The organism is Nocardia sp. NPDC102475, from assembly GCF_055584605.1.
In genome coordinates, this window is sequence record NZ_JBVJLS010000001.1 from 556256 (window position 1) to 580009 (window position 23754).

Consider the following 23754-nt stretch of genomic DNA (forward strand, 5'->3'; position numbering starts at 1 on the left):
CCGGATAGCTATAATGATGCTCCGCTCATTTGATTGAGTCGACAACTTCTTCACGGAATAAAAGTCGGTTTTACCCCCTAGGGGATTGGAAATCGGATTCCGATCGAATAACACAGCGTGGTCGACTCGATTTCTCCACCGAGCGCATCGTCGAAGTACGCAACGCGCCATCGAACGCCGGAAAATCGATGGCCGATCGGCGCGAAACTCAGGTACCGCACTACTCGATATTTCACGGCTCGACGGGCCCACACTCATTGCGTGTCCACCGGTAAGAACATCGTCATCTGTCTCGACAGAACAGGCAATCAGGTCCGCGCCGGCGGTAGCACCGATGTGGTCCGCCTGTTCGAGATGCTGGACCTGAGCGATGCCACGAAATATCTGGTCATTCCGAAGGGGAACCGGCCGGTGCGCACCGAGGCCTGGTTCGCCGGTATCCACTCCGACGTCGGCGGGACCTTCGAGGACGATCCGAAGTTGGCCGAAATCGCGCTCGAGTGGATCACCGACGGTGCGTTCGAGGCCGGATTGCTGCTGCGCGCCGGGGCGTACCTGGACACCTGCGCGATAAGCCCCGAGCATGCGAACGGCAGCGTGCACCGAATGGGCTGGATCTGGGCCCTGCTCACCTACCGCCGACGGCAGGTTCCGGCGGGCGCTCGGGTGCACGCGAGCGTGCGGTCACGGTGCGAGAGCGGCACAACGTATGGCAAACGAATCCCCCGGGATGTCATGTGGGAAGACGAGCAATGGACGAAATTGCGAATTCAGTAGAGTACGCGAGCGGAATCTGTCCGCCGGCCCGGCGCAGACTGCGCACCTTCGCATTCGACCCGATGTCGACGCGGCTGTCCGGCCAGTTCCTCACACTGGATATCCCGTTCGAACACATCCGAGGACCGGGCCCCGACGGCAAACTCGTGCAGGTGGTCGACTTCGACGCCAGCCGCAATGCCTGGTACGAACCGGTCGATCTCGACGATCCATTTGTCTTGGCACAGGACGGAATTCGACCGACCGAAACCGACCCCCGTGCGCACCAACAGATCGTCTACGCGGTCGCGATGAGCGTCATCGAGCGGTTCGAACGGTTCATGGGACGTCGATTCCGGTGGCACCGCGACCAGATCCTGCGTCTGGTCCCGCACGCCTTCGAAGGGCAGAACGCATATTTCGATCCGCGGCGCCGCGCCTTGCTGTTCGGCTATTACCAAGCCGATGCCGAGAATCCGGGCGCCAATCTGCCCGGACAGGTCATCTTCACCTGCCTGTCGAGCGACATCATCGCGCACGAGGTGACGCATGCGATCGTGCATCGAATCCGGCGGCTGTACAACGAATCCACCAACCGGGATGTCTTCGCCTGGCACGAGGCCGTCGCCGACTTGATCGCGCTGTTCCAGCATTTCTCCCACCGAGACGTAGTACTCGACGCGATCGCGACCACGTCGGGAGAACTCGAAAAGAGCGCGGGGCTGCTGGACCTGGCCCGGGAGTTCGGTGAGTCCACCGGACGCGGCGCGGCATTGCGTTCGGCGATAAGTGACCTCAGCCGCACACCCGAACGATTTCGCGCGGCACAGGAGCCGCACGAACGCGGTGCGTGTTTCGTGGCGGCGGTATTCGACGCGTACCGGGACTCTTACCAGAGCGCCATCGCGGACCTGCTGCGGATCGCCAGTGGCGGCACCGGAGTGCTGCCGCCCGGTCGCCTGCACCCGGATCTGGTATCTCGGATCGCCGACGAGGCGGTCAAGACCGCGGACCGGATGCTCGGGATGGTCGTGCGGAGTTTCGACTATCTCCCGGTATTGGACGTCACATTCGGCGATGTCGTCCGGGCGATCGTCACCGCGGATCGCGGACTCTATCCGGAGGATCGGCAACACCTGCGCAGCACCCTCGTGGAGGCGCTGCGGCGGCGCGGCATCTGGCCGGTAAGCGTCACCTCGCTGACCGATGAAGCGCTGGTCTGGCAACGACCGGACAATCCGATGAACCTCGGCGACGGCGATCACCCGGTCGATTTGTCCAGGGTCATCCTGTCCGCATCGAAGGATCTCGACCCGATCGGCATTCCGGGCGAATTGCGTACCCCCGCTGTGCTCGACGGCAACGGCACCTCCGGTCGGGACGGTTCTTCGACCCGACGTTCCGTTTTCGAGCAGGTCGCCCAGGAGCTCATCGGATGGGCCAACGCGAACGCCGCCCGAATCGGACTGGATCCGAACTTCAAAATCAGCTGCGAGGGAATCCACGTCTCGTACCGCATGGCAGGCGATCGGTTACCGCGTCCCGAATTGGCCATCCAGTTGCTGCAGCGTCGCACGGATCTCGAGGATGCGGGCCAGGGGAAGCAACAACCGGTGATCCGTGCCGGGACCGCGCTCGTCGTCAGTGCCGACGGGAGCGTGGACTATGTGATCGCCAAGCCGCTGCCGTTCAGCGACGAGTCGTCGGCGGCTGACGACACTGCCATCGCATTCCACCACCGGGCGGGCAAGCTGCGGCTGGCCGCGATGCGGGAATGGTTCGACCGGCTGGAAGCCGACGACGCGCTGAGCGCATGGACTGCCGAGCACGCAATCCACCGCCTCGACTTCGCGGCGATCCACGCGCTAACGGATGAGTAGGTACGAAATGTCAACGCCGACAACAATTGCCGTCCGGATGTACAACGTCGGATTCGGCGACGCCTTCACCGTCACGGTGCGGCGCAAGAACGAAACCTGGCGCATGCTGGTCGACTGCGGCGTGCACAGCCAGGGCCGGGCACGCCCGATCCGCGACTCCGTGCAGGCCATCATCGCCGACCTCACCGAGGCTGATCCGCACCACCGACCGCATCTGGACATCGTGGTCGCCACCCATCACCACGCCGATCACATCACCGGATTCGCCTGCCGGGAATGGGAACAGGTGACCGTGGACGAGGTGTGGGTGCCATTCGTCGAGGACCCCGACGACGAGGACGCGCGACGGATCCGCAGCGGACAGGCCGATGCCGCGAACGGTCTGCTCGCGCTGATCGAGCGGCGCGGCAACGGGCGTCGCATGTCGGCGACCGTCGAACAGGCACAGGCATTCGCGGTGAACTCGCAGGGCAATGCCGCCGCGACCGATCGACTCCTCGGCCGCAATTTCAGCGGATTCGCCGCACCCCATCGGGTGCGGTACCTGCCGAGCCAGGACGAAACCGAGAATACGATCGCCGTGGATCGCGTCGGGCTCGTCGCACATATCCTCGGGCCGCCGCGCGATGCCCGATTCCTGAAGCGCATGGATCCGCCTGCGAAGCAATCGTGGCCCCTGGCACGCGCGGGCGCGTCCGCGGCGAGCGACGGCGGGCCGACGCCGCTGTTCAACCGGCGCTATATCGCGCGGAATACCCTGCCGGACCGCCTGCTTCAGGCGAAGGCGGATCTGGACCTGGACGATCTCGCCGACGATGACGATCGACTGCTGCGCGCCGCCTCGATACTCGAGAACGCGGTCAACAACACCAGTGTCTTCTTCGTGCTGGATATCGCCGGAACCCGGTTGCTATTCCCGGGAGACGCGCAGCAGGGTGCATGGGAGTACGTCCTGTCCGATCCGCACAATGTCGATCTCGTGTCCCGCCTGGCCTTCTACAAGGTCGGACATCACGGTTCGCACAATGCCACACCCCGGCGTTTCGTCGAAAAGGATTGGCAGACAGAAGGTTACGCGATGATTCCGTTCGGACTCGTCAAGCGCTGGGCGAAGACCATTCCCAAGAAGTCGCTGGTCGATTCGCTGGTGAGTCACGATCACACCGTCATCCGAGCCGACACGGCTCCCGATGTCGTCCCCGGCAAGATCGCCGTGAACGGTGACCTGTGGTCCGAGGTAACGCTCACCGCTTGATCCTCATGCCTGGCAGCTGATCGCGTCGTCGAGATCGACGGATTCCTCGACACCAAATCGGTCTCCATCGCCAAGGCATGAAATGGCCCCCGGGGCTGCCGTGACTGTGGCCATACGACACGTCAACCGATTGCACCCCCGCTCGATCCGAATCGGAGCAGAATTCTGGTCGACCAACCCCTGCGGGAAGGAGAAGATGCGCGATGGAAAGCAACGCCGATATCCCCTCCAGACCGGCCTGGATCCCCGCGGACCTGTACCCGTTCGCAGACCACTTCGATGAGATCGACGGTTCGCGGGTGCACTATGTGGACGAGGGCAGCGGACCGCCGCTGATCATGCTGCACGGCAATCCGACGTGGTCGTTCCTCTATCGGGACGTGATCATCGGCTTGCGATCGATCGGATTCGCCGTTGCCACCCGACACCCCGACCGATTTGCCGCGTTCGTGATCGGAAACACCTGGGCTTGGCCCAAATCCGATCCGGGCACCCAGGCGTTCTCACGGTTCTTGGGCGGCCCGATCGGTGGCTGGCTGATCCTGCGCCGCAACTTCTTCGTCGAGCGGATCATTCCCGCGGGTGTCCGGCGCAAGAAACTGTCACCGGCGGTGATGGATGCCTACCGTGGTCCGTTCCCGACGCCGGAATCACGTAAGCCGGTGCACGTGTTCCCTCGCGAAATCCTCGGCAGCAGAGCGTTCCTGGCCGAAGTCGAGCAGGGACTGGAGGCCGTGCGAGACCGCCCAGCCTTGCTGGTGTGGGGCACGAAGGACGTCGCGTTCCGCGCACCCGAACGCCGCCGGTGGGAGCAGCTCTTCGCCGACCATCGAACCGTCCTGCTCGACGACGCCGGTCACTACATCCAGGAAGACGCCGCCGATGAGATCGTCGCCGCGATCATCGAATGGCACAAACACTGAGGACGCCTGTGCATAGCCGCAGATTTGCGGGGACACACGTGATTTGACAGTTATCCCCGATCCGGCCGCGTCGGCCGCTTAAGCTGTCTGCGCCGCGACGTGCGACAAATGCTCGAGGTCGACAAAGCCAAGAGGTAGACGTCCAGGAGGTGCGGAATGCCGGAAGCCGGTCGTTGGCGTGGATCACGTCCGATATTGATTGCGAGCATGTTGCCAATTGCGGTTATCCTCGGCACCGGAGTAGCGAACGCCTCCCCGGATGCCACCGCGCAGGCACCTGCCATCCCATCTTTGACCCGAATCCAGACGGTGGACGCGCCGGACGCGCCGCCGGCCGTGGATCAGCAGCCGATCCAGGCGTTCTGCGAACGCGTCCCCGTAGATCCCGGCCGGTGCACCGCCACCGCGGTCGACGCGGGCGTCGGTGCGGCAATTGGTGCAGGCATCGCCGCGGGCGTGTCCGCGCCCGTCGCGATAGCCGCCGCAATGGCCGGCGCGGCCGCCGGGTTCATCGTCGGCATCCCGTTCATGCCGACCGGATTGGTTGTCGGCCCGCTCCTCGGTGCGGCCGTTGGTGTCGCCGTCGTAGCCGGACCTGCCGCCGTGCTCGGCGGGGCACTCGGGGCGTCGCTCGGGGCGATAGTCGGCATCACCACGCCCGTCCCGCAAGACGGCCGGACCGATGGATCCGGCGCGCCCACCACCTCGCCGAGATAAACGCGGTCATCGCTCCAGTCGTGCGTTGAGAATCCGGGCGATCTGGGCAATCGCGCCCGGTTCGGTCATCGCGAGATGGCTCGCATCGATGTCGAAAGTCGAAATCCGCCCGCGGACCACCTGTGCCCATCCCTCGTGACCCGCGACATCGGATCGCCTTTCACGTGTCGCGGTGAAGTAGAGCATGTCGCTGTCCAAAACCGCGGGCCGCCAGACGCCGGCCGCCCGGACCGCCAGGTTGTAGGCGTCGGTCAGGCGCTCGATTCTTGCGGCGTCGATGCCGAGGCTGCCGCCCAGGTGCCGTTCGATCAGGTCGGCGGCCTCCTCGGCGGTCGCATCGGGGCGCACGAAATCGACGCCCATGACCGGGCCGAGATTGCTGATCAGTTCCCCGGCCGTGACGGCGGAGATCGTCGACTCGTCGACACCGCCCACCTCGGCGTCCAACAGTGCCAGTAGCGCAACCTGTTCACCGGCGGCGCGCATCTCGACGGCAATCGCATGGGCGATCGCACCACCCAGCGACCAGCCGAGGAGGTGATAGGGGCCGTGTGGCTGAACCGCGCGAATCTCGTCGAAGTAGCGTTCGGCCATTTCTTCGATCGACGTCGGACCAGGCACCTCGCCGCCGATCTGTGGCGCCTGAATGCCATAGATCGGCCGACCGTCGGACAGGTACCGGTCGAGTGTGCGGTAACACCACGACAGGCCCACGGCCGGATGGATACAGAACAGTGGTGGTCGCGTACCGCCGGTCCGGATCGGCAGCAGCACGTCGAAGCCGACGCTCCGGTCGACCACGGGCCCGGAGCGCATGCCGGATTCGATCCGCTTCGCCAGGTCGGCCGGGCAGGGATCCGACAGCATCCAGCTGATCGGAACCTCGTAGTCGAGTTCCTTGCGCAACTCGCTCACCACTTGCACCGACTTCAGCGAGTTACCGCCCAATGCGTAGAAGTCGTCGTCGGCGCCCACCCGATCCATGCCGAGTACCGCTCCGAAGGCCCGGGCAACCTCGACTTCCAGCCACGACGAGGGCTCCCTGAACTCCCCGACCGCGAGCACCGCCTCCGGTAGCCGCGTGCGGTCCAGCTTGCCCGACGCGGTGAGGGGCACCGTGTCGAGCACCATCACCGTGGTGGGCACCATGTAGTCGGGCAGTTCGGCTGCCGCGTACGCCATGACCGCCGCGGTATCGACCGTGGCACCGCCGGCGGGCACCAGGTAGCCGACGAGATGGTCCACCGCACCGGTGGAGTGCACCACAGCGATCGCCCGGGCGACGCTCGGGTGCTCTGCGAGTACTGCCTCGATTTCACCGAGTTCGATACGCAGGCCGCGCAGCTTCACCTGGAAATCGGTGCGGCCCAGGTATTCCAATTCGCCGGTGTGGCGCCAGCGCACCAAATCGCCGGTGCGGTACATGCGTCGGCCGTCACCGTACGGGTCGGGCACGAATCGTTCCGCGGTGAGACCCGGACGTGACCGATAGCCGCGCGCGAGCTGGGCGCCCGCCAAGTACAGCTCCCCGGCAACACCGGGCGGTACCGGATGTAACCGGTTGTCGAGTACGTAAGCCCGCGCATTCCATACCGGCGTGCCCATCGGCATGCTCCCGCGGTCGGCTTCGGTCACCTTGTGCGCGGTCGCGCACACGGTGAACTCGGTCGGCCCGTACAGATTGTGCAACTCGATTCCGGGCACTATCCGCCGCACCGCGGCCGCCACCTCGGGGCCGAATGCCTCACCGCCCACCAGGAACGTCCGCACCGACGCCAGCGACTCCGCAGACACCGCGTCCGCGAACACCGCCAGCATCGACGGCACGAACGCGGCGATCGTGACCCGCTCGGCGGCAATCGTTTCGGCGAGATAGGCCGGGTCGGCATGCCCGTCGGCTCGCGCGATCACCATCCGCGCCCCCATCGCCAGTGTCGCGAACAGCTCCCACACCGACATGTCGAACGTGGCCGGGGACTTCTGCAGCACCACGTCATTCGGCGTCAGTGCGTAGATCTCGTTGACCCACAGCAGCTGGTTCACCACCGAACCGTGCAATACCGCAACACCTTTCGGTCGCCCGGTCGATCCCGAAGTGAAGAGCACGTACGCGATGTTGTGCGGTCGCAGTGGTGCGAGCCGATCGGCGTCGGTGACCGGCGCGTCATCGAATCCGGACAGCTCCAGCCCATCGAGGGACGACAGGTCCAGCACCGGCGCGGCGATCGACAGCATGTACTCGATGCGGTCGGCCGGAAGGTCCGGATCGACTGGCAGGTACCCACCACCTGCGGCGTGCACCGCGTACATGGCGGTGACCTGGTCCAGTGAACGCCGCATCCGCAGCGCCACCAACGACTCCGGACCAACGCCACGCGAGATCAACCACCGCGCCAACCGGTATACGCGAGACGCGAATTCCGCATAGGTCAGCGACTGTTCGCCGAATGTCACCGCGGGCCGGTCCGCATGCGCCTGCACGGAGTGGGCGAAGAGCGAGGCGAGCGTTTCGCCGGGAGGAAGCCTGCGATCGGTCGAATTCCACTGCGTCAGAACGGCTTCCCGCTCATCGGCGCCGAGCAGATCCACCTCGTGCACCGGCTGTGCCGCATCGGTGACCAGTGCGCCGAGCAACCGCAGCAGGCGATCGACGACCGTGGTCACCGTCGTCGCGTCGAAGAGGTCGCTCGCGTAGGTCACCGCGCCGCTGATGCCGGCCGGGGCACCGGTGGCGTCGTAGGAATCCGACACCGAGATCTGCAGATCGAACAGTGCGGTGTCGATGTCGGCCGTGATGGCCGACGCCGAGAGCCCCGGCAGTTCGAACTCGGCCCTGCCGACATTCTGGAATCCCAGCATCACCTGGAACAGTGGATGGTGGGCGTGCGAGCGCACCGGATTCAGCTCCTGCACCAGCCGCTCGAACGGAACATCGGCGTGCCCGAACGCGGCCAGATCGGTCGCGCGCACCTGCTCGAGCAGCTCGGTGAACGTCATCCCAGGGGTAAGCCGGGTCCGCAGCACCAGGGTGTTGACGAACATCCCGACCAGATCGTCGAGTTCGGGCTCGCCGCGTCCGGCATACGGACTGCCGATCGCTATATCATCCGTACCGGCCAGCCGGGCCAGCGTGGCCGCCAGCGCAGCGTGGAAGACCATGAACAGGGTCGTGTTGTGTGCTCGCGCGATCTGCTGCAATCCCGCGTGCAGATCGGCGCCGACGGTCAACGGCACGCTCGCGCCCGCGTAGGTCTGCACAGGCGGACGCGGTCGGTCGGTCGGCAGCTCCAGCAAAACCGGGAGCTCCGCCAATTCGATTGTCCAGTAGTCGATCTGGGCGCGTAGCAATGATTCGGGATCGTCTTCGGCCCCCAGCACGGTCCGCTGCCAGATCGCGTAGTCGGCGTACTGCACCGGCAGCGGCGGCCGGTTCGGTGTCTCCCCGAGCAGGTGTGCCGTGTACGCGGTCATCATGTCCCGTGCCATCGGGCCCAGCGACGACCCGTCGCAGGAAATGTGATGCACCAACACGGCCAGGACCCACTCGTCCGGCCCGAGCTCGAACAACCGCACCCGCACCGGCGCCTCGACCGTCACATCGAACACCCGCGACACGAACGCCGACAGCGCCTCGGCCAGTTCGGGTTCGGCGACCGGGGTCACGGTGATGGGCGCGATTGCCTCGGCGGTGGAAAGGACGACCTGCGACGGCTCGCCCTCGGCATACGGATATACGGTCCGCAGTACCTCGTGCCGGTTCAGCACATCGTCGACGGCCGCGCGCAGCGCGTCGAGATTCAGCTTTCCGGACAGCCGCAGCACGATCGGAATGCTGTAGGCGGCCGAGTCGGGCTCGAGCCGGTTCAGGAACCACATCCGCTGCTGTGCGTACGACAGCGGAATTCGCTGCGGCCGTGGCTGTGCCGTCAGCGCCACCCGGCCGGTGTCGGCCCGCGATTCGGCGCGTGCGGCCAACCGCGCGACCGTCGGCGCCTCGAAAATCATCGATACCGGAATGGTCGCGTCGAGCGCGGCGCCGATCCGCGCGGCCAGGCGGGTGGCCACCAGGCTGTTGCCGCCCAATTCGAAGAAGTCGTCGTCGGCGCCCACCGGACCGTCGATGCCGAGGACGTCGGCGAATACGCCTGCCACTATTTCCTCCACCGGTGTCTCCGGTGCCCGGAATCGCTTGGCCTGGACGACGGGTGGGGGCAGGGCCGCGCGGTCGAGCTTGCCATTCGGCGACAAGGGGATCGCGTCGAGGATCATCACCGCGGTGGGCACCAGATAAGACGGCAACACCTCGGCCAACGCCGCCCGCAACTGTTCGCCCGAGAGGCTCGCCCCGTTTTCGGGTACCGCATAGGACACCAACTGCGCCGGGCCCGTGCCCGCACGCCACGGCACCGTGACCGCGTATGCCACCTCGGCCCGCGCGCTCAGTACCGCGTCGATCTCACCGACCTCGACTCGATAGCCACGGATTTTCACCTGGGAATCGTTGCGCCCCAGGAACTCCAGGGCACCGTCGGTATTCCAGCGCACCACATCACCCGTGCGGTACATGCGACGTCCCGGTTCCCCGAACGGATGGGCCACGAACCGCGCCGCATTGACGGCCGCCCTCTTCAGGTACCCGCGCGCCAGCGCCGGGCCCGCCAGATACAGCTCTCCGGCCACCCCCACGGGCACCGGCTGCAACCGGGCATCCAGGACCAGCGCCTGTATTCCCGGCAGCGGGGCACCGATCGTCGGCCGGTCATCCGGTCGCAGCGCACCCGTCGCCGTGGCGACCATCGTGGCCTCGGTCGGCCCGTACAGCACCTGGAACCTCCGGGCGCCTGCGAGATCGGTGCCCGCCCACCGGCTCACCAGGTCCGCCGGGACCTCCTCACCACCGGACATCACCAGCCGCAAGTCGTCCAGCCCGGCCGGATCCACCGACGCGAGCGCGGCCGGGGTCAGGAAGGCGTGGGTGACCCGCCGCACACGGAGGAACTCGGACAGTTCGCCGCCGCCGTAGATCCCCGTCGGCGCGACGACCAGTGCACCGGCCCGGCTGACCGCGATCAGGATCTCCATCAGTGCGGCGTCGAACGACGGCGACGCGAAATGCAATACCCTGGACGTGTGCCGGAGTTCGGGATCGGCGCGCCACCCCGAGATGAAGTCGGCAATGCCGGAATGGGTGACGGCGACGCCCTTGGGCACCCCGGTAGATCCGGAGGTGAAGACCACGTAGGCGACATCCGAAGCCCGCAGCGGCCGCGGCCGCTCGTCATCGCCGATCGGGCCGCTCGCCGCAGCGTCGATCTGCGCGGCGACGGCCGGGGCGTCGAGCACGATCCACTCCACCGAATCGGGCAACTCGGCATGCACCGACGACAATGTAATCCCCAGCGGCGCACCGGAATCCGACACCATCTGCGCGATCCGGGCGGCAGGATAGCCGGGGTCCACCGGCACGTATGCCGCACCCGTCTTGACCACCGCCCACCACGCGACGACGGACTCCATCGACCGCGCTGCCGCCACCAGCACCGAACTCTCCGGTCCGGCGCCACGGCGGATGAGTACCCTCGCCAGCCGACTGGACCGCTCGTCCAGCTGCGCATACGACAACATGGCCTCCCCCGCGACAACGGCGAGGCCGTCGCCGTTGTCCCGGACGGCCGAGGCGAAAACCTCCGGCAACAATCCGGACGGCTCCGCTGGGACGGCGTGTGCCCCCACCCGCGACGTGAGCGCCGAGCGCTCGTCGGCTTCCAGCCAGTCGATATCGCCGATCACAACGGCCGGGTCGTCGGCGACAGCTTCCAGCACTCGCACCAACCGGCGGACGATCGCTGCGGCGGTCGCCTCGTCGAACAGATCTCGCGCATAGGTCATCATTCCCGAGATGCCTTGTGCCACACCGGTATTGCCGGACGAATCGGAAAGCATCAGTTGCAGGTCGAACTGGGTCGCCCCGGTATCCACATCCGCAAGGGCAACCCGGACGCCGGGCAGCGCCACATCGACCGTCGACACGTTCTGGAACGCCAGAGCCACCTGGAACAACGGATGCCGCGCCGCCGATCGCTCCGGGCTCAACTCCTCCACGACCCGCTCGAACGGCACGTCCGCGTGCTCGAACGCAAGCAGGTCCGTCTCGCGAGTGCGCATCAGCAACTCGGTGAACGGCTCGCCGGTATCCACCCGGGTCCGCAATGCGAGGGTGTTCACGAACATCCCCACCAGATCGTCCAGGCCGGGCTCGCCGCGCCCCGCGACCGGAGTGCCGATCACTACATCATCGCTGCCACCGAGCCGCCCCAATACCGTTGCCAGCGCCGAATGCATCACCATGAACAGCGACGACCCTCGCGACCGCGCCAGCGCGAGCAGCCGCTCGTGCAACCGCGCATCGATCCGCACCGGTACCCGGCCTCCCGACAGCGAGGCGACGGCCGGGCGTGGACGGTCCGCCGGTAGTTCCAGCCGGTCCGGTGCGCCCGCGAGCGTCGAGCGCCAGAACTCCAGCTGCGCGGACATCAACGAGGCCGGATCGTCCGGGGCGCCGAGCATCTGCCGTTGCCACGACGCGAAATCCGCGTACTGCACAGCGAGCGGCTCCCATTCCGGTGCGTGCCCGGCCAGTCGCGCGGCATACGCCGCCATCACGTCACGGGCCAGCGGCCCCATCGACTGACCATCGCCGGCAATGTGATGGACCACCAGCACCAGCAGGAATTCTCCTGTGTCACTGTCGATCTCGAACAATCCCACGCGCATCGGCACCCGGGCGGTCACATCGAATCCGCGCCGCACGAACTCGCCCACCACATCCGGGACCGAATCCGCAGGCACGCGCACCGGCTGCACCGGCAGCGCGAGCTCGTCGAGAACGATCTGGCGCGGCTCACCGGCGACTTCCGGATATACGGTCCGCAGTACCTCGTGACGTGCCATCACATCTGCGAGCGCGGCCGCCAGCGCCGCGGTGTCCAGCCGTCCCGACAGCCGCAGCATCACCGGGATGTTGTACGCCGCCGAATCCGGCTCGAACCGGTTCAGGAACCACATCCGCTGCTGCGCCAGCGACAGCGGCACGGGGCCGTGGTGCACGCCGGGCAGCAGGGGCAACCGGCCCCCACCACTGAGTGTCCCTGCAAGCGCCGCCAATTCGGCGACGGTCGGCGCCTCGAACACCGACCGCACCGGCACGCGCACGTCCATGGCCGCACCTATGCGCGCCACCACCAGCGAGGCGCTCAGCGAATCGCCGCCCAGCGCGAAGAAGTCGTCGTCGACTCCCACCCGGTTCACATCGAGTACCTGCTCGAATGTCCGCGCGACCAACTCTTCGAACCCCGGCGATGGGGCCCGGAATTCGCGCACGACGGCAACCGGCTCGGGCAACCGCTCGCGATCCAGCTTCCCGTTCGCGGTCAACGGCACCTCGTCCAGCACCACCACCGCGGACGGCACCATGTACCGGGGCAACGCCTCGGCCAGCGCCGCACGCAACTCCGCGCCCGATACCTGCGCCCCGGTCGCGGGCGCGACATAGGACACCAGCAGCACCGGTCGCCCCTCATCGCTGCGCGGCACGGTGACGGCGTATGCCACATCCGCGCGCGCACCCAGCACCGCGTCGATCTCCCCCAGCTCGATCCTGGTGCCGCGCACCTTCACCTGAAAATCGTTGCGCCCCAGGAACTCCATCTCACCGTCGGCGGTGCGGCGCACCATGTCACCGGTCGCGTACATGCGCTGACCCGGCTCCCCGAACGGGCATGCGACGAACCGCGCCGCGGTCAGCCCCATCCTGGCGACGTACCCATCGGCCAGGCCGACGCCGAACAGGTACAGCTCGCCCGCGACGCCGGCTGGCACGGGCCGCAACCAAGTATCCAGGACCACGGCCGCGACCGGGCCGACCGGCTTGCCGATCGTGACCGCGGTACCCGGTGCCAGAGCGTTGCCGGAGGTAGCCCAGATGGTGCATTCGGTCGGCCCGTAGACATTGAGCATGGCGCGGTGCGGCGCCCACCGATCGACGAGTTCCGGCCCGACCGGCTCACCGGCCGCTGCCAGCACGCGCAACCCGTCGAGACCATCGCACGGTACGGTCGCCAGCGCCGACGGGGTCACGATGGCATGCGAAACACCCTCTCGCCGGATCAGATTCGCCAGCTCGGGACCTGCGTAGACATCGGCAGGCGAGATGACGAGCCGACCGCCCGAGCCGTGCGCCATCATCAACTCGAAGATCGAAGCGTCGAAGCTGGGCGAGGCGACCTGCAGTACCACCGACATCGGGTCGACGCTGAGCATTCGCCGCTGCGCCGTGACGATATCGGCCAAGCCGCGATGGCTGACGAGAACGCCCTTGGGCGTTCCGGTCGACCCGGAGGTGTAGCTCACGTACGCGGTCTGATCCCGCCGAATCGGCCCTCCGCGTTCGGCATCGGTGATCGGCGCGGCAGGGACCGAGTCCAGGGCGCAGAGCGTCTGCTCCGCGTCGAGGATCAGCCAGTCGACCCCCTCGGGAAGATGCTTCCTGGTTGACGTATCGGTCAGTCCGAGAACAGTTTTCGAGTCCGATAGCAGATATTCGATGCGCTCCGCCGGCAGGATCGGATCGATCGGCAGCAGGGCGGCGCCGGCCTTGGCCACGGCCCACACGGTGACCGTCGCCGCAAGGGATCGCGGAAGCACGGAGGCGACGATCTGTCCCCGCCGGGCGCCGTGCCGCAGCAGGATCCGAGCCAGACGCGTGGATCGCTCGTCCAGTTGCCGGTAGGTCATGGCGGCCGTACCGAACCGCACGGCGATCGCGTCGAGTTCGGCGGCAGCGGAAACCGCGAGTATGCGGTCCAACGTGTCCGGAATCGCTGCATCCGCAACCGAAATCGGCCACGAGGGCCCCGGTTCCTCGTCCAGCGGCAGCTCGCCCAGCCGCACGTCCGCGTTCGCGGCGATCCGGCACAGCAACTCGACGAAGCGGTCGAGGATGCGGCGCGCCGAGGCGGTGTCGAATACGCGCTCGTGGAATCGGAGGATGATCCGCAGCCCCCGCGCCTCGCCGTTCGCGGACTGCTGCGGTTCCACGACCAGACTCAGCGGGTACGGCGCCGCGTCCACACCGCTGAGTTCGTCCACCCGCAAACCCGCCGAATCGACGAGTTCCTGCAGCGCCGTCCGGTCGACGGGGAACGACTGGAAGGTGATAGCGGTGTCGAAGAGTTCGGGCAGGCCGACGCTGCGGTGAATCTCGGGTAGGCCGATATGGTGATGCTCCAGCATGCGAGCGTGCCGCGCCTGAATGCCGGTCAGCAACTCGCGCACCGTCATAGTAGGTTCGAGCGGGACTCGCACCGGAACCGTAGTCAGGAACATACCGAGCGTCTGATCGACCAGCGGCAACTCCGGAGGTCGGCCCGACACCGCGGCGCCGAAGATCACATCGCTCTCACCGGTCGATACGCGCAGATTCAGCGCCCAGGCCGCGGCCACCGCCGAATTGATGGTGACCGCCGTCTCCGCCGCCACTCGACGGAGTTCGGCGCAACGATCCGCCGTGAGTTCGGCCGTGACCTCGGCGGCGGATACGGAGCCCGCCGCGGCGGCTTCGCGGGACACCCGGGTGGGTGCTTTTACATCCGAAAAGGCTTGCGCCCATGCAGCTTTGGATGCGGCGCTGTCCTGCCGGCCCAGCCAGGACAGATAGTCGCGGTAGGAGGGAGCGGGACCGGCGGAGTCGATATGCGCGGGAGATCCGTAGTAGTCGAGCAGTTCTCGCATCAGCAACGGCATCGACCAGCCGTCCAGGATCGCATGGTGATTCGTGACAAGCAGCCGGAAGGACCCGGCATCGAGACGGATCAGCGTCAAGCGCAGGAGCGGAGGAGCCGACAGGTCGAATCCCGCCGCCGCGTCCGCCGCCGCGATGGATCCCGCGTCGGCGGGCGATTCCGCGTCGCCACTGCCGGTGAGATCGATCTCCCGGAACGGGATTTCGGCATGGTCCAGCACGATCTGGCACGGCCCTGCAGCCGTCTCCACAAAGGCGGCCCGCAGGATATCGTGCCGGTCGACCACGGCCTGGGCGGCGCGTCGCAGCCGCTCACCGTCGACCGCGCCGGACAATCCGATCATCGTCTGGACGGTGTAGTTGTCCCCGGCATCCGGGTCGAACGTCGAGTCGAAGTGCATCCCGGACTGCATGGGCGACAACGGCCAAACGTCGGACAGCCCGCGATACTGGCGTTCCAGCCGATCGATGTCCTGTTCTGTCAGCACGACGAGCGGATGATCCGAGGTTCGATCCGCCGTCGAGCGTCGAGCGGGTTCCTCGATGGGCACCGCATCCGCATCGCCGCCCGCCATTGCGGCGAGGGCGGCAACTGTCTTGCCTTCGAATACATCTCGCGGCGTGAGCGTGAGCCCGGCGGATCTCGCCAGCGCCACCAGCCGCATCGAGACGATGCTGTCCCCGCCGAGCGCGAAGAAGTTGCTGTCGGCGGACACCGTGTCGAGATGGAGCACATCGGCGAACAGTTGCGCCACGACCTGCTCCGCATGCGTCGACGGCGGCCTGCCTGCTGCGGCGTCGGAATCGAAGGCGCGCTGCCGCAACGCTTTCCGATCGATCTTTCCCGTAGGCGTGCACGGCATCTCGTCGAGCTGCACGATCGCCGCGGGATTCAGATAGCGGGGTAGCCTGCCCGCGAGATCGTCGCCGAGTGCTGCCACATCCACGGCAGCGCCCGGCGCGGCGACGACATAGGACACCAGAACCGGTTCGCCGGCAGGTCCTTGCACCGCGACGGTGGCGACGCTCGCCACGTCCGGGTGCCGGGCCAGATGGGCATCGATTTCCCCCGGCTCGATCCGCAGGCCGTGAATCTTGACCTGTTGATCGCCGCGGCCCAGGTATTCCAGTACCAACCCGGTGCGTCCGCGCACCCAGCGCACGGAATCACCGGTGCGATAGATCCGCTCGCCGCGGGTGGATCGCGGGTCCGCGACGAAGCGCGACGCGGTCACACCCGGTCGATCGACGTACCCGCGGGCAAGTCCGGGCCCACCGATATAGAGTTCGCCCGCGACACCGACCGGCACCGGTCGCAGCCACGTGTCGAGAACCATCGCGGACGCACCTCGGATCGGGCCACCGATCGTCACCGGCTCGCCGGATGCGAGGGCATCCGACCCCGTCGCCCAGATCGTGCACTCGGTCGGCCCGTAATGATTCATCAGCCGTCGCCCCGGGCCCCACCGATGCACGGTGTCCGGCCCGGTCGCTTCGCCGACGACCGCGAGCGATGTCAACGAGGGCGTCCGCGACGGATCCATGGTGTTCAGCACAGACGGGGTGATGATCGCGTGCGAAACCTGCTGCGACCGAAGCAAATCCTCGAGGTCGGTCCCGGCGTACACCTCCGGTGGCGCCACCACGAGACAGGCGCCGCTGCTGTGCGCCAACAGCAACTCCGACAAGCAAGCGTCGAATCCCGGCGACGCGACCTGCAACACCACCGAATCCGTACCCACACCGAAGGCGTCGACCTGCGCCGCGACAAGGTCGGCCAGACCTCGATGGCTGAGGTGGACCGCCTTCGGTTTTCCGGTCGATCCGGATGTGTAGATCACATATGCCGCGTTGTCGGCCGACAGCTTGTCGGCCCCGACCGGACGAGGTTGGCCCGCATGAGCGTCCGAAGCCGAAGCGTCCAGCAGCAACCAGTCGACAGTATCCGGAAGTTGCGGTGCCACAGCGCTGGTCGTCACGCCCAGAGTGATCCGCGAGTCGGACAGCAACTCCCCGATCCGCGCGGCGGGATTGCTGGGATCCAAAGGCAGGAAGGCGGCACCTGTTTTCGCTACCGCCCAGATCGCGACGACCAGTTCGGCCGAACGGGGAACGGCCAATGCGACGATCGACTCGGCGCGCGCACCATGGCCGGCCAGCAGGCGAGCGAACCCGTCGGCGCGACGGTCCAGCTCACGGTAGGTCCACGTGGTGTCACCGGACCGGACAGCCACGGCATCCGGATACCTGCGCGCGGTCCCGGACAGGATGTCGCGCAGCACGAGCTCCGCGGCCGGCTCCGCGCTGACGGCCGAAAACAGTTCCGCGCGTTCGGAATCCCAGCAGCAGGAGATCGCCGCGACCTGCCGGGCCGGATCGCGGACGATCTGCGTGAGCAGCAACTCGAATCGTTCGAGCAGCGTGCGGGCCTCCTCCGAATCGAATCGGTCGGTGGCGAATTTCAGCGTGACCGTGTAAGTGCCGGGCTCGTCGGCGTCCGGTCGGCCGCCGCGACTCGACCGCGGCGGGGTCACCTGCAAACTCAGCGGATATGGCGTGGCGTCGTGCGCGTCGATCTCGACGAGCCGCAATCCGGCGTCGGATAGATTGCGCGCCAACAGTTCCCGGTCGAGCGGATAGGACTCGAGCACCGTCGCGGTGTCGAACATATCGGTGATACCGGTGGCCCGTTGCAGCTCCGCCAAGCCGATGTGCTGGTGATCCAGCATTGCGGCCTGCTCGGATTGCACGCGGGCGAGCAGGTCGCCGACGGTTTCTTCGGGTTTGAGCCGGACTCGGACGGGCAGCGTGTTGACGAGGAGCCCGACCATGCGCTCGACATCCGGAATGTGCGGCGGGCGGTGCGAGAGCGTATTGCCGAACACCACGTCCGACCGTCCGGTCAGGACGGCCACCAGCAATGCCCACGCCACCTGCAGGGCCGTATTGGCAGTGACGCCGTGCGAGCGGCCCAGATCGAGAATCGCGGCGCTGGTCGCGGCGTCCAGGTTCAAGCCGACTTCGCCTGCCTGCGCGGTGACGGTCCGATCCGGTCCGCTCGTGACCCGCGTCGGACTGTCGATTCCGGCGAGCATCTCCCGCCACGCGGCGGTTGCGGCGTCGCGATCCTGAGCCTGTAGCCACTGCAGATACTCTCGGTACGAACGAGGAGGCGCGAGTTCGGCGGTATCGCAATCAGATATGTACAGCGCGAGCAATTCGTGGATCAGCAGGGGCATCGACCAGCCGTCCAGCACGAGGTGGTGGTTGGTCACCAGCAACTGGAATCTATCGACGCCGGTGCGCACGAGGTGGAAGCGAACCAGCGGCGGTCGCGCCGGGTCGAACGGAGCCGCAGCCGCCGTCGCGAGTCGGCGAAGTGCTGCTGCCTGCTGGTCGACATCGGTGACACTCGACTCGTCCCAGTCGACTTCAATGTCGCGCAACACGATCTGACGTGGCCCATCGGCACTCTCGACGAATGCGGTGCGCAGGCTGTCGTGCCGGTCGATGAGCACCTGCGCGGCCCGCCGCATCCGCTCCCCATCCACCTGCCCGGCAAACGTCAGCGCCGCCTGCACGATGTAGCCGTCGTCGCCGTCCCGGTCGTAGACCGTGTGAAAAAGCAGCCCCGACTGCAGGGCGGTGAGTGGCCACACATCGGTCATCGACGGGTATTCCCGCAGCCAGCTGTCGACATCGTCCTGCGATACCGCGGCGAGCGGGAAATCGGATGGAGTGAAGCTGGGTGTGGTGTCGGACCGGACGTGCTCGGCCAGCGCCCCCAGGGCTCGAGCCCACAGCCCGGCGAGTTCGTCGACCTCGTCGCCACTCAACACCCGTGAGGCGAACTCCCAGGTCGCGTCGAGTTCGAGCCCGTCACGACCTTCCTCGGCGATCGCATTGATATCGAGCACGGCGGACAGCGCCATATCTGGATCGCTCGTCGCGGTCAGTGCGGTGAATTCGGTGGTGGGTGCCCAGGGCCCCGAGCGTTCACCGACACCCACCCGCCCGAGGTAGTTGAAACTGATCTGAGGTTCGGGCTGGCCTGCGAGCTCGGCGCTGCCCTGGGAATCGAGATGACGCAGCATCTGATAGCCGATGCCGTTGCCGGGCACCGCGCGCAACTGCTCCTTCACCAGCTTTATCGCCAGTCCCGCACCCTTTCCGCCGGCCAGCGCATCATCGAGGTCGATATTCCCGCAGTCGATCCGGACCGGGAAGCGTGTGGTGAACCAGCCCACGGTGGCGCTGAGATCGGCGCCGGGTACGGCCCGCTCCTCGCGGCCGTGTCCCTCCAGCGAGATCAACTCTCCGGCGGCCGCCGCCGTTCCGCGCCTGCGCCGCCACTCACCGAGTGCCAGTACCAGGGCCGCCAGCAGCGGATCGTTGGCGCTGCAGTGGAAGCGGTCCGGAATGGTGGTGAGAACCGTCTCGGCAACCGCTGCTGGGATCCGCTGACGTATCCGGCCCGCGGTGGCGCCGATGTCACGATCCGGGATCAGGCGGCGCGATCCGAGTAGCTGATCGCCGCGCTCGAGTACGTCTTTCCACAGGTCGAGCTCCGCCGAGCGCCTGCCCGGTGTCTGCTCGACCAAACCGTGCACCCATCGCCGGAACGAGGTGCTGACCGGGCCGAAGTGCGGTTCGCCGCCGCCGGAAACCTGCGCCCAGGCCTGCGCGAGGTCGGCGAGGATGATGCGCCACGACACCGCGTCGACGGCGAGATGGTGGATCACCAGCCACATCAGGTCGGGTCCCGAGCCATTGCGATCCTGAATCCAGACGGCCTGAACGAGCACACCGTTGCCCGGGTCCAGGCGATCCGCGGCTTTGTGCAAGTGCCGGTCGACTTCGGCGGCGTCACGTCGATCGAGCCGAACATCGATGAGCGCGGCGTTCGGGTCGACCGCTTCCCGATCGAGTACCTCGACGTACCGATCAACCGAATCGCCGCCGCGCAGTGCCGCGCGCAGCATGTCGTGGCGGTCGAGCAGGGATCCCAATGCGCGCACGAGACCCGCTCGATCGACCCCCTCGGGCAGCTGCACGAGCGCGGCCTGCGCGAATCGGTCGTAAAAACCCCGATCGAGCATTGCGTGCATGATCGGCGACAGCGGCATCGGTCCTACGCCGCCGCCGGGCAACTCGGCCAGCTCGGGGATATCGCAGGCTTCCGCCGCCATGGCCGCCAGGCCCGCGACGGTCTTGTGCACGAACACATCCTGTGTGGAGAAACTCAGTCCCTCGGCCTTGGCCCGCGCCACCAGCCGGATCGACAGAATGCTGTCGCCACCAAGGGCGAAGAAGCTGTCGTCCGCCCCGACCCGAGGCACGCCGAGCACCTCGGCGAACAGCCTTGCGAGCGTCTTTTCCCGGCCGGTGGCCGGGACCCGGCCAACCGGCTCGGTCCCGAATTCAGGCTTCGGCAGAGCGCGGCGATCGAGCTTGCCGAAGGCGTTCACCGGGAGGCTGTCCAACGCGAGGATCACCGCCGGGACCAGATGCGGCGGCAGCGAATCGCGGGCGAAGCGCTGGAGTTCGAACGTATCGATCCGACGGCCGCTGACCGGGACGACATAGGAGGCCAGCACGGTCGTACCGGCATTGTTCTGCACCGGCACGGTGACGGAAAGATCCACGTCCTCGTGTGTGGCCAGCGCGGCGTCGACTTCGCCAGGTTCGATCCGGTATCCGCGGATCTTGACCTGGAAGTCGCTGCGCCCCAGCATTTCCAGCGTCATTTCGCCGTCGTCGCCGGTCCAGCGCGCGATGTCGCCGGTGCGGTACATCCGCTCGCCGACGTCGCCGTACGGATCGGCGACGAACCGGGCGGCGGTTTCGCCGGACAGATGGCTGTATCCACGGGCCAATCCCGGCCCGGCGAGGTACAACTCGCCCGCGCTGCCCTTGGGCACCGGTTGCAGCGTTCGGTCCAGCACCATCGCCGAGAAGCCACGGATGGGGCCACCGAGCGTGTGCGCGCGGCCGGGTCGCAGCATGGCGCCGACGGCGGTCACGGTGGTTTCGGTGGGACCGTATTCGTTGTACACGGACAACGAGGTCCACCGCTCGATGACGTGCGGTGGACACACGTCACCACCGACCACGACCACCCGCAAGTCGGTCGTCGCACGCGGGTCCACGGTTGCCAGCATCGCGGGCGTCAGCGTCAGATGGGTCACGTGCTCGTCGGCCAGCAGTTGCGTGAGCGGCTCACCGCCGGTCACTTCCGGCGGCACGATCACCAGCGTCGATCCGTTCGCGAAGCAGGTCAGAAACTGTTCCAGGGAGGCGTCGAAACTGGGCGAGAGGGCATAGGACACGCGGGATGTCGTGTCGATGCCGTAGGCGGCGGCGCGGTCGGCAACGAGATTCGCGAGGCCGGTGTGGGTGACCTGGACGCCTTTCGGCGTTCCGGTGGATCCCGAGGTATACGTCATATAGGCGACATGGGATGGCCGTAGTGGCCGGATACGGTCATCGTCGGAAATCGGCCCGCCAGCGGCGTCGGATTCCCACCGGGTCCCGGGGTCGTCGAGAACCACATGGTGTATCTCCCGCGGGAGCCGCCCGCGCAGGGCATCGACCGTGATCGCCACGGCTGCGCCGCTGTCGGCGACCATATGTGCTATCCGCTTCGACGGGTACTCGGGGGCCAACTGGACGAACGCGGCCCCACATTTCGCGACCGCCCATGTCGCCACGACCGACTCGACCGAGCGGCGCAGCATGATCGCCACCGCCGTGTCCGGCCCACAACCCAGAGCTATGAGATGCCGGGCCAGCTGCGAAGATCTGGTGTCGAGCTCGCCATACGTCATCGTCTGCCCGGCCGAGGCGATCGCGCACGCACTTCGATTCCGGTGCGCGCTCTCGCTCAGCAACTCGGGAAGCAGCCGTGTTTCGACCCCGCTGGGCCCACGCACCGGCAGCAGCGCAGACCGTTCCCGCACTTCGAGCAGCGGCAGTCTGCTGACCGGACATCCCGCTCCCCCGGCGAGGAACTCGTGCAGGAACATGAGGAAGCGGCGGTGGTGACCGGCGAGTTCCTCAGGACTGTAGGAATTCGGATTCCCCTGGAAGTCGATATGTGTACTGCCCTTGCCCGCACCCGCGTAGATATTGACGAAAAGGTCGGCGGTGGGGCCCGAGGTGAGAACGTGCAGGCGGCCTGTCGTATCGCCGAGCACAACCTCGTTCTCGATCATCATGAGGTTCACGGCCGGTCCGAAGGATGCCGCCTCGTCGCGCGCAATCCCCATATCGCGGAATATGTCCTCTTGGCGGTAGCGCTGCCGCCGAAGAGCACTCGTCAGCTCGCCCAGCACAGCGGCGACCAGTTCACCGACGGTGCGGCCCGCGACCTGCACTCGCAGCGGGACCACATTTGCCACCATCCCCCCGGAACGGCGCAGCACGGCAGAGTGCCGACCCGAGACCGGCAGGCTCAGCAATACTTCATCGCTTCCGGTCATCCGCGCGAGATACGCGGCGAATGCCGCGACGATGGTCGGAGTCGCGCTCGGACCGTGCTCGAGCGCGACGCTTTCCAGCAGTCGCGCGGTGGCGTCCGGCAGCTCCGCGCTGACCAGCGCCGGATGAATGGTGGGCTTGCCCACGCGACCGGCCAGGCTGACGACGGGCGGCGCGCCTGCCAAGTGCTCCAGCCAGTATCCGCGGTCGTTGTCGAGACGTTCCGAGCCTCGGTACGCCAGATCCTGCTCGACGACGGCCCCCAGGTCCTGCGCCGCGCAGGGAGCCGCTTCCTCGAACTTCACCCAAGCGTTGTACAACTCGGTTATCCGGTGCAGCATCGTCACCGCGGCAAATCCGTCGAGCGCGATATGGTGCGCGCGCTGATACCACAGGAAGTGGTCCGCGCCGACCTGGAACACAATGCTCGTCATGAGGTCGTCGTGCAACAAGTCCAGCGGAGCCGAATAATCCTGAACCATAATTCGGTGCGCAGTCGCAACCGGATCGGAGTGCCGCCGCAAGTCCATGAACGACACCTGAGCTCCATGTTTCTCGTCGACGAACTGGCATGGCTCTCCGTCGACCTCGATCAGGCGCATATGTCCGGATCCGAACTCGCGACTGGCGGTTCTGCATGCCTCGGCAAGCAATTCCACGTCCAGCTCGCCCGCGATCTCGACGTATTGGGCCACAGATATCGGCGACGATTCCGCGAGATGCTGGGCAAACCATATTCCCCGCTGCGCCGCGGTCAGCGGAAGAACGCCGGACGGCGATGGTCGCGCGTATCCATCACCGTTGGAGAGCGTGCTGGAACCGTTACCCGAATCCGGGTTTCCGGAAGAGCGGAATGAGCCGGTTCGCAACGATTCAGACCGGTTCGGACTGTCATCCATACCACTCTTCGACTGGTCCATTTCGACCTCCGCTTATATCGTTCAT

Annotated in this window: 6 protein-coding genes; 5 read left to right on the forward strand and 1 reads right to left on the reverse strand. The window is 66.8% G+C overall.

All coding sequences use genetic code 11. The features are described from left to right. The first annotated feature begins 261 nt into the window (after positions 1-261). The 5 genes from ACZ60G_RS02635 to ACZ60G_RS02655 all read left to right on the forward strand — a co-directional run bounded on the left by ACZ60G_RS02635 (position 262) and on the right by ACZ60G_RS02655 (position 5531). The gene (locus tag ACZ60G_RS02635; RefSeq protein ID WP_465806597.1) at positions 262-777 is read left to right on the forward strand and encodes a hypothetical protein; all 516 of its coding nucleotides are present in this window, start codon (positions 262-264) and stop codon (positions 775-777) included. Beyond that, positions 753-2636, forward strand: a complete 1884-nt coding sequence (locus ACZ60G_RS02640; protein WP_465806598.1) for a hypothetical protein — start codon at positions 753-755, stop codon at positions 2634-2636. Before ACZ60G_RS02635 ends, ACZ60G_RS02640 begins: the two co-directional genes overlap by 25 nt. A gap of 7 nt (positions 2637-2643) precedes the next feature. Further along, the gene (locus ACZ60G_RS02645; protein ID WP_465806600.1) at positions 2644-3891 is read left to right on the forward strand and encodes a ComEC/Rec2 family competence protein; all 1248 of its coding nucleotides are present in this window, start codon (positions 2644-2646) and stop codon (positions 3889-3891) included. A gap of 203 nt (positions 3892-4094) precedes the next feature. Then, a complete protein-coding gene (locus ACZ60G_RS02650; RefSeq protein ID WP_465806601.1) occupies positions 4095-4814 on the forward strand; it encodes an alpha/beta fold hydrolase in 720 nt (239 codons plus the stop codon). Between the two features lie 207 nt (positions 4815-5021). Then, the gene (locus ACZ60G_RS02655) at positions 5022-5531 is read left to right on the forward strand and encodes a hypothetical protein (RefSeq protein WP_465806603.1); all 510 of its coding nucleotides are present in this window, start codon (positions 5022-5024) and stop codon (positions 5529-5531) included. A 6-nt stretch (positions 5532-5537) separates the two neighbouring features. Here the strand turns inward: ACZ60G_RS02655 and ACZ60G_RS02660 are convergent, their stop codons facing one another. Then, positions 5538-23729, reverse strand: coding sequence for an amino acid adenylation domain-containing protein (locus tag ACZ60G_RS02660; RefSeq protein WP_465806605.1), 18192 nt, complete (start codon positions 23727-23729; stop codon positions 5538-5540). Positions 23730-23754: the final 25 nt, after the last annotated feature.